The organism is Streptococcus sp. oral taxon 058 str. F0407, from assembly GCF_000235485.1.
Lineage (GTDB): Bacteria > Bacillota > Bacilli > Lactobacillales > Streptococcaceae > Streptococcus.
Map to the genome: position 1 here is coordinate 23,254 of NZ_JH378892.1, position 11,765 is coordinate 35,018.

General features: G+C 42.1%; 10 protein-coding genes and 1 tRNA gene. 1 reads left to right on the plus strand and 10 read right to left on the minus strand.

All coding sequences use genetic code 11. The annotated features are described in order from the left end of the window. Nucleotides 1-138: 138 nt before the first annotated feature. Nucleotides 139-1,956 (minus strand): acyltransferase family protein, encoded by a 1,818-nt coding sequence (locus tag HMPREF9184_RS08920; protein ID WP_001220898.1) that lies wholly within the window; start codon nucleotides 1,954-1,956, stop codon nucleotides 139-141. 100 nt (nucleotides 1,957-2,056) lie between these two features. Beyond that, complete coding sequence (tgt, locus tag HMPREF9184_RS08925) at nucleotides 2,057-3,199, minus strand: tRNA guanosine(34) transglycosylase Tgt (RefSeq protein WP_001285234.1); 1,143 nt, start codon at nucleotides 3,197-3,199, stop codon at nucleotides 2,057-2,059. 116 nt (nucleotides 3,200-3,315) lie between these two features. Here tgt and HMPREF9184_RS08930 point away from each other — a divergent pair, with 116 nt between their 5' ends. Further along, entirely contained in the window at nucleotides 3,316-4,173 is an 858-nt protein-coding gene (locus HMPREF9184_RS08930) for a DUF975 family protein (protein WP_000876922.1), read from the plus strand. A 40-nt stretch (nucleotides 4,174-4,213) separates the two neighbouring features. Here the strand turns inward: HMPREF9184_RS08930 and HMPREF9184_RS08935 are convergent, their stop codons facing one another. The 8 genes from HMPREF9184_RS08935 to HMPREF9184_RS08970 form a co-directional block, all read right to left on the minus strand. Beyond that, nucleotides 4,214-4,576 (minus strand): DUF1304 domain-containing protein, encoded by a 363-nt coding sequence (locus tag HMPREF9184_RS08935; RefSeq protein WP_000021888.1) that lies wholly within the window; start codon nucleotides 4,574-4,576, stop codon nucleotides 4,214-4,216. Between the two features lie 10 nt (nucleotides 4,577-4,586). Beyond that, entirely contained in the window at nucleotides 4,587-5,012 is a 426-nt protein-coding gene (locus HMPREF9184_RS08940) for a MarR family winged helix-turn-helix transcriptional regulator (protein ID WP_000225770.1), read from the minus strand. Nucleotides 5,013-5,207: 195 nt separating this feature from the next. Beyond that, entirely contained in the window at nucleotides 5,208-6,419 is a 1,212-nt protein-coding gene (locus HMPREF9184_RS08945) for a LysM peptidoglycan-binding domain-containing protein (RefSeq protein WP_000746053.1), read from the minus strand. Between the two features lie 162 nt (nucleotides 6,420-6,581). Beyond that, nucleotides 6,582-7,205, minus strand: a complete 624-nt coding sequence (locus tag HMPREF9184_RS08950) for an HAD-IA family hydrolase (protein WP_001172842.1) — start codon at nucleotides 7,203-7,205, stop codon at nucleotides 6,582-6,584. A gap of 3 nt (nucleotides 7,206-7,208) precedes the next feature. Next, nucleotides 7,209-8,489, minus strand: a complete 1,281-nt coding sequence (locus tag HMPREF9184_RS08955) for an MATE family efflux transporter (protein ID WP_000488871.1) — start codon at nucleotides 8,487-8,489, stop codon at nucleotides 7,209-7,211. Between the two features lie 59 nt (nucleotides 8,490-8,548). Further along, the gene (gene thrC / locus HMPREF9184_RS08960; RefSeq protein ID WP_000177153.1) at nucleotides 8,549-10,033 is read right to left on the minus strand and encodes a threonine synthase; all 1,485 of its coding nucleotides are present in this window, start codon (nucleotides 10,031-10,033) and stop codon (nucleotides 8,549-8,551) included. A gap of 74 nt (nucleotides 10,034-10,107) precedes the next feature. Continuing rightward, nucleotides 10,108-11,385 (minus strand): hypothetical protein, encoded by a 1,278-nt coding sequence (locus tag HMPREF9184_RS08965; protein WP_000091644.1) that lies wholly within the window; start codon nucleotides 11,383-11,385, stop codon nucleotides 10,108-10,110. A gap of 255 nt (nucleotides 11,386-11,640) precedes the next feature. Continuing rightward, nucleotides 11,641-11,724: transfer RNA gene (locus tag HMPREF9184_RS08970), tRNA-Leu, on the minus strand. Between the last annotated feature and the right edge of the window lie 41 nt (nucleotides 11,725-11,765).

Sequence of the window (11,765 nt, forward strand, 5' to 3'; positions counted from 1 at the left end):
TGATAACCTCCTTGATAGATTGTTTCTAGAATTTATTATGTCAATTACATTATAAACCTTTCTTTTTCATTTGTAAATGGTATAGACCTATTTTCTAGAGATATTTTAAAAGAGCTGGATTTCTCCAACTCTTTGATTTTATTTTGATTTCACAGGCTGTTCTTGAGCGGCCTTAACAGCAGCTGCTATCGTCTCTGCGTAAAGTTTAGCACCTTCTTCAATCATGTTGCTATCATTTCCAAAGTGGACTTGGTCAGTTCCAGCCCAGATTTCAGGATGTTCCTTAGAAACCTTATTCCAGTCAGCGATGCTCACATAAGGATTCTTTTCAGCTAATTCCCGCGCATAAGCCGCATACTGCTCCACTGATTTGTAAGTTTCCTTGCTCTTGTCACCTTCATAAGGTGTTACCAGAATCAGATGGTGACCTTTGGGGAGATTTTTAACGATCGTATCTAAGTCATCTTTATAATTCTCTGGTCCGTTTACACCCGTTGCAATGACAACTGTTTTTAGAAGTACCTTGTTCTGACTGTTATTGAGCATGATGTCATTGGCTTGCTTGGTTGTACGACTGATTTGCGCATTAATTTGAGCGTCAGGCAATACTTCCTGTAAAGCTGTATTGGCTCGTAAGGCTACAGAATCTCCAATCAAGGTGGTCCCCTCAGAAATTCCAAGTCGGCTAGCCTCTGCTTGTTCAGCAAGAGTCTTTGTTTGTCCTATATTGGTCTGGGCTTGTTTAAAACCATTCACCATCAAGTCTGTCTCAAAAGCTCCAACTTGGGGAGCCACAGCTATGATAACCAAGGTAAGCAAGGTAAGAATACCAACGCCACTAGCACTAATTGGTTTAATATGAGGTAATCGACTAATCTTCCGTATTAAAGGATTAGTCTTACCAGCAATCAATGGCTCAATAATATAGACGGACAAGATAGCAAAGAAATAGGAAAAGATAACTGTTAAAATAACGGCGGGCAGATTACCCATCAACTGAGAAAAGATAATATAGAAAGGCCAGTGGAAGAGGTAAACCGCGTAGCTGGTATCCGCTAAAAATGTAATTATACGAGGTTCTTGTATGTCAGGAGTTTTCTCATGCAAGACACGCGCGGCAAAAATCATGGTCACAGTCGCTAAACTTGCCAGTAAGAAGCCAAATAAGTAAGCGAACAGGTAGGTAAACTTGACAAAGAAAGTCAGAAGCAACAATACCAAGAAACCTGCAGCAAACACCAGTAGATTCTGACGAAGATCCCAGGTCCGGTCAAATTGCTTTACTAAATCGGTCGTCTGACGAACTCCCACAACCGTCGCTAAAATGCTTCCTAAAAAGAAGGGATAGACATGGGTTAAACTTGAAAAGTAGACAGACGAATAGGAGCTAGCCATGAGACTACCAATGAACATGGAGAAAAAGCTAATGATGAAAGCTCCCGTAGAAAGGAGAAAGACCATCCCTCTCAATTGACTACTAGATTTTGAGCATTTCGATAAGAACCAAACAGCCAAGCCCCAAAGGATGTAGTAGTGAACCTCAACAGCCAAACTCCAGTTGTGAACAAAGAGATGTGGAATGAACTGGGATTCATAACTGCCCCCCGTTAACATTTCATAGAAGTTGGTCATGAAACCAAGAACTCCAGCAATCTGACCGCCAATTCCAGCAACATAGTCTTGACGTACTAGGAGAGTAAAGGGCATGGTCACCAAAACCATCAAAACCACAGGTGGCACGATACGATAAAACCGTCTCTTAAAAAAGCCCAGCAAATCAATCTGGCTTTTCTTTCCAAACTCTTCTAAGAGAAGAGAGGTAATCAAGAATCCTGAAAATGTGAAAAAGACATCTACTCCAAAGAACCCTCCAGGAAAGATGGTCTGAAAGAAGTGGTACAAGAGCACCAGTAGTAAACCTGTAATCCTAATCAAGGAAAACCATTTAATGCGCATACGAGTTTATTCTTCCTTTCGTTATACACTTTATTCTATCAAAAAAAGAAGAAAAATCCTACGAGAAAACGTAGGATTTTTAGCTTACATAAATTCCATTTTAGAAATTGCGTCCTGACTTGTTGTAGCCATATTTTTCTACAAAATACTCACGGAATTCCAAGAGATTGTCATCCATGATGGCTTGACGGACCTGCTTCATCAGGTTAAGCAAGAAGTAAAGATTGTGGTAGCTAGTCAAGCGGATACCAAAGGTTTCATCTGCCTTGAGTAGGTGACGAAGATAGGCGCGTGTGTAGTTCTTACATGTGTAGCAGTCGCACTCAGGATCCAGTGGCGTAAAGTCCTCAGCAAACTGGGCATTCTTGACAACCAAACGCCCTTGGCTGGTCATACAAGTCCCGTTACGAGCGATACGAGTCGGCAAGACACAATCAAACATATCCACCCCACGAATAACCCCATCAATCAAACTATCTGGCGCTCCCACTCCCATCAGGTAGCGAGGTTTATTTTCAGGGAGAAGTTGGGTTGTGAAGTCCAAGACTGCATTCATTTCTTCGTGGGTTTCTCCAACGGCTAGTCCACCGATAGAGTAGCCTGGAAAGTCCATGCTAACAAGGTCTTGAGCCGACTGACAACGAAGATCCTCAAATCCTGCCCCCTGCACAATCCCAAACAAACCTTGGTCATGTGGACGACGGTGAGCCTTCAAACCACGCTCAGCCCAACGGCTGGTACGTTCGATAGATTTCTTAACGTAGTCGTAAGGTTGGTAAAACTGAGGACATTCGTCAAAAGACATCATGATGTCTGAGCCTAGATTGTTCTGAATGGAGATAGCTTTTTCTGGTGATAGAAACATCTTGGAACCATTGAGATGGTTTTTAAAGGTTACCCCTTCTTCTGTGATATTTCTGCTATCTGCTAGGGAATAAACCTGAAAACCACCACTATCCGTCAAGATTGGCTGGTCCCAGTTCATGAACTTGTGGAGACCGCCTGCACGTGCGATGAGTTCATCTCCTGGACGGAGCCACAGATGATAAGTATTAGACAGGATAATCCCTGAACCCATCTCCTTCAACTCCTCTGGTGACTGAGTCTTGACAGTAGCTTGGGTCCCAACTGGCATAAACATAGGCGTTGGGAAAGTGCCATGTGGGGTGATGATTTCTCCTAGACGAGCTCCCGTGTGTTTTTCTTTCTTAATCAAACGGTATTTGATTGGTGAATCTGACATTTTCTACCTCCGAAGCTGGGAAAGACAGTCCCAGTTCATACTTTGTGCCCAAAGGCATACTGTATGATTTTATCAAAAAAACCAGGAACTGTCACGAACTATGGTATAATGAGAGAATGAAATACCCAAAAATTGATTTAAAAACTATTCGTCTGCAGACTAGGCAATTTCAGGCTGAAAATCCCCGCCTCCTTCTGGTTTATCTCCTCCCTAGTATGCTGGTCATCCTGTCAGGCTTTCTCAACCCCTTGGCTCGTCTCCAAGAAAGTGTTTTAGAGCAATCCTTTTTCAGCATGCTGGCACAAGTGCTCCAAGCCTATCTCTTCCCGCTAGTGGTTTCTTTTATGAGCGCTATTTTTCTAGCAGGTGCTGCCTTTGCGACACTCAGACTCCTCAAGGATCCTGATACGGAACTCTCAGTAAAATCTAGTCTGGTCCTCTTTGCTGAAGAGCGCTTCTCACAAACCTTCCTGACCCTCCTCCTCAAACGCTTCTACCTCTTTTTATGGAGCATTCCAAACTTAGTAGGCATTTATTTCCTTTTTTATAGCAATCTCTTGGCCCAGAGATTCGTTGCTCTACATCCTGAATTTCCCAAACTGGACCTCTCATCAGTTGAAACGGAGCAATTCCTTATGACCTTTGGACTCTACTTTTTCGCTAGCCTCATTTTGATGATTGTGGGCAATCTCCTCTACATCCCGCAACATTACGCCTACTCGCAGGTCGAATTTCTTCTCTGCGACACTCTGGATTTAGGACAGGCTAACCCCCGTCAAATCCTGAAAACCAGCCGTTTCTTGATGAAAGGCTATAAATTCCAACGCTTTGTCCTCGACTTACAACTACTCCCTTGGTACTTCCTCAACTGGATCACCTTTGGAATTGCTAGCTTTTCAATCCTTCCCTATATCCAAAACAATCACATCTTCTTTTACAGAGCCCTACTAGCCCGTAAACGTCGAAATGGATAAGAGCATACAAAAACCAGCGTCCTGAAAGACGCTGGTTTTCTTATTTCAAAAGCAACATACTCAGCAGAGTCAAAATAGCGGGTCCACCTTGCTTCAGAATAATCTTCTTGTCTGCTGTCAGAGAACCGTAGGTCGCTGCACCAAGCACAAATAAAACAAAGATAGTCACAATTTCCAAACTTTGTGAGAAATAAATCCCATACAAGAGAAAGACACCTATCAAGGCATTATAAATCCCTTGATTCTTGAAAAGAGAGATCACTGATGGCCTTCCTAGTTCTTCTTTATCCATATGAAAGACTCGGCTGGTAGTATCTGATTGCGTAGCCACACTTTCCAAATAAAAAATGTAAAAATGCTCTAAAGCAACGATAGTTGCTAAAACAATTGTAAAAATAGACATATTCTTCTCCTTAAATTTCTATCTCTTCTAAGCCAGATATCAACTTTTCTAACAAGCGACTAAACTCTTCTCGCTCTCCTTTTGTAAGTACACTCTCCATCTGACTCTTTACCTTTATATGTTGTTTGGGAGAGTTGGTTATTAGTTCTTCTCTCGCGAAGTCTGTCACTTCCACCAAAATCTCCCTCTGGTTTTCAGGATTCCGACGTCGATTAACCAAACCTTCCTTTTCCAAAATTTTAAAGTGCCGTGTCAAGGCAGCCTGATCAATCTTCAATCTCTCCTGAACTGCTATTTGATTACACGGTGACTGATCGATTAAGAAACATAAGATTTGATAACGAGTCAGACTAATTCCTAATTGGCGTTCGAATAATTGTGTCATAGACTGATCTGCCAACCGTAGTCGATACAGTAAATCTTGGATTGCTACCATCATTCTCTCCTAACATATTTGATTTATCAACTATTGACTTATCAAGTATAATATAAGCCCAAAAATAAATCAAGTAATATGCTTACATTCTCTTGAAATATTGCTCACTTCCTCATATTTATCCCTTTTATCCTGAAGGAAGACACACAAAAAAGAAGCGGGAACTCAATCAGTTCCCAACTTCCATTTTAATGATTAGTTCATTGAAACGTGAACGTGGTCATAGTGGTTTTCGGTCACATTTCCACGGTCTGGCATTGGATTCCACGTGTAGGCTGGTCCATATTTACTATCATATGGAGCGTAGAAACGTTGTTTCCAAATGATATAGTTGATACCACGGCTAGCCATATTTTTGACTGCATATTCTGCAATTTGATCTCCGAGTGCTGAACTCACTGGAACCATAAAGTCGATGGCCAAACCTTTTCCATGGTCACCACTGTCACCAGGACGGTAGCCACTAAAGGATGTGATGCCAAACAAGTTGGCGATTTCTTCTTTAAAGGCTGCAGTTTGTGGTTGAAGACCAGCATTCTCAGACTTAGCTACAGCAAGTCCTGCATAGTCAGGAGCCGCTGGAGCTGAATAAGTTTTTGAAGGAGTTTGGCTTTGCTCTGCTTGATAAGTCGAAGTTGCAGTGTCAGAAGTTGCTGTTGTTGCTGCTGTTTCTTCTGTTGCACTTGTTCCTCTTGTATCAGCAGGCGTTTCTGTTACTGATGCAGCTGCTACTGATGTTTCCGCCGAAGTCGTCGCTTCCGTTGCTTCGGTAGCTGAAGTCTCTGCTTGAGGAGCTTCTTCAACTGGACTAGTTGTTTCTGCCACCGGTGCTGCCGCTGGAGTGGTTTCTGCTGTTTCTTCTACCTCAGGTGCTTCTATAGATGGTGTCTCTTCAGTAGTGGTCACTGTCTCAGAAACTTCTGAACTTGGCGCTACTTCTGTTGGTTTTTCAGTCTCTGTTGCACTTGGCACCTCCTCAATTGGTTGAGAAAGATCTTCCACTTGAACAGTCTCTTCATCAACTGTTACTTGGTTGGTCGTCAAATCAGCTGTCGCAGTCGTCACTTCTTCACTAGAATCTGCTTGAGGAGTTTGGATTTCAACTTCCGTCACCTCTTCTGCCTCATTGACAGTTGTAGTGAGGACAGTATCTGGGAAAATCAAGTCCATATTGGTGATCTTGTTCAAATTAGCAAGAACTGTCACATCTACTCCCAAAGCTTCTGCAATGGTGCTCAGAGTATCACCATACTGAACTGTATAGCTGTTTTTGTTCTCGTTTTTCGTCACGTCATTTTGGATTTGCTCAACGGTACGCGCTGTCCAAGCAATTTCTTCCGCTTGAGTTGCCAATGCTGGCGCAAAAGACAAGGCTACTGTTGAGGCTAATAATATTCTTTTCTTCATTCTTTCACATTCCTTTCAAATGAGTACCTGTCTATCATAACACAAAAAAAGTAGAAAAAAAGCCCTCTCGGGCCTATTTAACAGAACTGTCCATTCCTTGTAACAAACTAGATCAGTTGAAATAGTTTGTTAGCCTTCTGTCATAAAACTGACACAATCTTTTTATTGCTCATCCTCAAAAATGTAGGGAATATCTGCCAATGCTTGAATCCTCTGATTCCCTTCATAAGATGACTCTAAAAAGTTAATGCTTTGAATTCCGCTATTCTGGGCAAATTCCACATCCAAAGTCCGATCCCCTATATAATAGGTAGTCCTAGGATCCAACTCATATTTGTCTAGCAAATGTGTCGCTACCTCTGGACTGGGTTTGCGCGCAAAACCACTCTGATTAGTTAGAATTTCTGTGAAATAACATTCCAAACCCAAGTTTCTTAGAATGGTAAAGGCATTGTCTCCTTTATGGGTATAAACAAACTGCAGAATTCCTGCTTGGTCTGCCCAAGTCAACACTTCACGCGCACCTGGCATCAAAACCACCTGGGCATTCTTCTCAGCCAGACTCTGGGCACGCACCTGATTAAGCGCTTTCGCATCCAAATTTCGCTCTTCTGCCACCTGCTCCAGCAAATCCTGCACCGAATACTTGAGGATAAAGTCTCTCACTTTCTCCTTATCATAAGGAATAGAAAACTGACCAAAGGTTTCCTCAATCCCTGACAAAATCGCTTCGTAAGAGTCCAATAAGGTCCCATCTAAATCCCAAATAAAAGCTGTTTTTTGCATTTCCTATCCTTTCAAGCTCATATAACGCTGGTATCGGTAGCGTAGAAATAACCAACGAAAACCATTATCCAAAAGGGTTCCCGCCCAAATACCTGGCAAGCCCCAACCAAGCACAATTCCCATCAGATAGGCTGTCCCAATGCGGATACACCACATCCCAATACTTGTCGCATAAAAGGGGAGACGAGCATTCCCCAACCCCTGCCAAACTGCCGTATAAATCACTGTCCCTATCGCCATAGGAGTCCCTAGTAGTGAGAAAAGCGCCACCAAAACACTAGCTTCAACCGCTACAGGATTCGTCGTAAAGAGATGTGTCAACGGTATTCCCAAGGCATAGATGCCAAGTGTCAAGGGCAACATAAGGACGAAAGAAATCCAAAAGGTTTGCTTGCTTACCTCGTTTACTCTTTTCCAGTTATTCTCTCCAACTGCTCGAGCCACCAGCATGACCGTTGCCGTAGCGACGCCAAAGGCAGGCATATAGTTAAACTGAGTCAAGACTTCTCCGACTGCATTTCCCGCTACTGCCTCCGTCCCAAAAGAAACAACCAAGGCAATGATGACGACATCTCCAGCCCGCATCATGAGACGTTCTCCTGCTGCCGGTATAGCCAAAGTCAACAAATCCTTATCTAAACCAAAAGACGGCTTCTCACAAGGCAGTTTTAATTGCGACCATAAAATTACAAGACCAACCAAGCGAGACAGAATAGTCCCCCATGCAACACCAGCTATCCCCATATCAAGAACAAAAATAGCTAGACTCGAAAAGAGAATATTCAAGGCATTGGATAAAAAACTAACATAGAGGGGTAGACGCGGATTATGCGTTGCACGAATCAAGGCTCCCAAACTGGTCATCAAGCCCAAAAGAACAATCGAACCACCCACTAAAGAAAGGTAGAGTCCTCCACTTTCGGCCACAGCCTGCTCAGTCCCCAAAAGTCCTATCATCTCTTGCCCAGCAAAGATAGACAAGGCCCCTAAAAGCAAACTCAGTAGCAAGGTAATCTTCAACGCCTCAGTCACATGATAAGCTAATTTCGACTGATCTTTCTGCCCCATGCTTTTTGAAATAACACTAGAAATAGCAGCTCCCAGAGCGATGAAAATCGCTTGGTAAATCGTGATAATATTGCTAGCCACTGAAACACCCGAAATAGCGATCAAACCCAAGTGGGCGACCAAGTAGCTGTCCACCATCCCCATGAGCATCTGCAAAAAGTTTTCGCCAATAGCGGGCAATGCAATATTAAGAATGTCTTTATTTTTCCTAAACAATCTGTCCTCCTGATGAAAAGAAACTCAGTTGTTTCCCAACCGAGTTTACTTCCTCTGTCTTAAAGCCCTAGATAAGCTTCAACCGCTGCTTGCATGTCAGCAGCTGCCACTGTTGTCTTGTGACGAACAGGAGCTGTCTCAAGCCCGTCAACTGCTGGTGGCGCTGCCACTCCTGAAATGTCATGTAATTGAGCCAAGGCTTCAAAGTCAGTCAAGCCTGCTTTCCCTGTTACAGCTTCTACTGCAACCACTGGGAACTTGTATGGACTAGCTGTTGAAGCAATCACGGTCTTGGTTACATCGCCAGTAGCCACTTGGTATTTTTTATAAACTGCTGAGGCAACCGCCGTATGTGGATCCTCGATATACAAATCTGACTCATAAACACGCTTGATTTCTGCTGCCGTTTCTTCCTCAGTCGCATACTCAGCAGCAAAAAGGTCCAGGATAGCAGAATCAAAATCAGTCAACTCATATTGTCCTTGCGTATTCAAGGCATTCATAAGTTCAGCTGTCTTTTCAGCATTATTTCCCAAAAGATGGAAAATCAAGCGCTCCAAGTTTGAAGATACCAAGATATCCATAGATGGGCTAGTTGTAACCTTAAACTCACGTTTCTTGTCATAGACACGTGTTTTAAAGAAGTCTGTCAAGACATTATTGTCATTTGAAGCACAGATCAATTTGCCAACTGGTAGACCGATTTGTTTGGCATAAAAGGCAGCCAAGATATTGCCGAAGTTCCCAGTTGGTACTGTGAAGTTGACCTTTTCACCAGCCACAATCTCACCAGTCTTGACCAACTGAGCGTAGGCATAGACATAATAAACAACCTGTGGTACCAAGCGACCAATATTCATAGAGTTAGCTGATGAAAACTGTAACTTATTAGCAGCCAATTTTTCACGAAGTGCCACATCGTTGAACATGTGCTTCACATTTGTTTGCGCATCGTCAAAGTTTCCATCAATAGCGATAACATGAGTATTATCTCCTGTTTGAGTGGTCATTTGCAGTTCTTGAACCTTGCTGACACCGTCTTTTGGATAAAAAACGATAATTTCAGTACCAGGCACATCTGCAAACCCCGCCATAGCCGCTTTCCCTGTATCACCAGATGTCGCTGTCAAAATGACAATCTTGTTCTCTAGACCATGTTTCTTAGCAGCCGTTGTCATAAAGTAGGGCAAGATGGACAAGGCCATATCCTTAAAGGCAATGGTTGAACCATGGAAGAGTTCCAAGTTATATTGCCCGTCTAACTTCACTAATGGTGCGATAGCTGGAGTATCAAATTTGCTATCGTAGGCATTGTTGATACAGTAATCCAACTCCTCAGCTGTAAAATCATCCAAAAATGCTGATAAAACAAGTTTAGCCACCTCTTGGTAAGAAGCATCTTTTAATTTGTCAAAATCCAAATCGACCTTTGGATAAGTAACTGGGGTAAAGAGACCACCGTCCGTCGCCAAACCTTGCAAAATAGCTTGGCTGGCAGTTACTGTATTATTCGCATCACGCGTTGATTGATAAACTAATGTCATAATCTCTATCCTTTATCTATAGTCCATTCCATTATATCATGATTTTTCAGAAAATTCTCCCTTTGTAAGAGAAATTATAGTCCCAATTGTTCTTTCAAAGGCTGTAAATAGGTCATTTCTTGCTTGCCTCTCTTCTCCAGTCCTTCCTCAGCTAGAAGGAGTAAGCCTTTTGAAAACTCGACAATTGCAGTTTCTTCCTCAACTGTGAGCATTTTCTTAGAAAATTGTCGCCTCAATGACTTGTAATCACGACCAAATGTGGTAAAAAATGGCGCAGATTGCAAGTAAGCTTCTAACTTGTCTAAATTAAGCAATAAACCCAAGTGAAAGGCTGCTGAAGCAAAGGTGCGGTCTAGCGGCTGTGTACAAACACTACGAAATTCAACAGTCCCTCGTGTTGTTAAGTCTTGGTACTGGTAACTACGATGAATTTGGAAATCCTTCTCCTGAGGATAAAGAAGAATCTCTTCCCCATCAAGGGCGAAGGCGTGAATTTCCGAAGTCCCTAAGTAATCTTTTGCTCGAATGGGGTAAAAATAATAGGTCTGCCCATCACGTTCCGCAGTAAAGATTGCAGAATGATCTAGGTAATCAAAAAAATCATCCTCATCTTTAAATAGTCTAGCATTGACACCTACATTCTCAGGATAAATCCCGTGCATAGACTCTTCCCAAAAAATATCCCTTGAAATCTTAGTATCCCAATCTTCCCCTGAAAACTCAGAATTTGCAAATAAATAAGCTTTAGCCGCTTCAATTTGAGTAAAAGCATTGATAACACGCAGATAGTTGGACTTTGAAACATCTAATTGAACTTGACTGCCACAGATAAAAGCACCATATTCAGGGAATTGATGTAAGTCTGAGTCAGTCACATTGCTACTCAAATTCAAATAGTCCATCAACATGCGATACCGTGGATAAACCACTGGAGAATTCTCATTTTTATCCCAGTTGGGATGAATACCACAACCAACAATAGCATAATTTGATTCAGCTAATTTTTTCTGAATTACATCCATATAATTGTTGAAACGATTTTCGACCTCTTGAATCGTTTCAGCCTTACCAAATGCAAACTCAATCGTAGTATAGGAAACTTCAAATAAAATAGTATCCTGACTAACTGGATCAAGTAACTGAATTGGATTCTCAAAGTCATCCACTTTTTCGATAGTAAAACCCAGAACTGATGGTAAATATCGAAAGAGTTCCTTAACAACCTCAATATCCGTAGCCTTGCCCTCTAAATTTACAACAGGATACTCCAGCTCAACCCCAACAAATAAATCTGGGTTCTCTTTTATATTTTCTAAGTAGCGCTTCTTAAGCAAGTCAACCGAACGAGACATCAAACACCAACACTTTCATAATCTACATAAAATGTGAATAAGTAATATTATACCAAAATTCCTTTCAAAAACGATTAGAATGACGCTCAAAAATAATTATTGAGCCTTTATGACACTTTAAAAAAGGTAGAATTTAGTAGAAAATCATAACCCCCATATATGAAGGTGGTTTAGTTATCTCGCACCTTACAGAGCAAGACGGACTAATAATCACATAATAAAAAACAAGGCTCGAAAACCTTGTCTTTATTACTATACCGGCGGCCGGGGTCGAACCGGCACGTCCTTGCGGACACTGGATTTTGAGTCCAGCGCGTCTGCCAATTCCGCCACGCCGGCAAATAGTAACTGGGGTAGCTGGATTCGAACCAACGCATGAG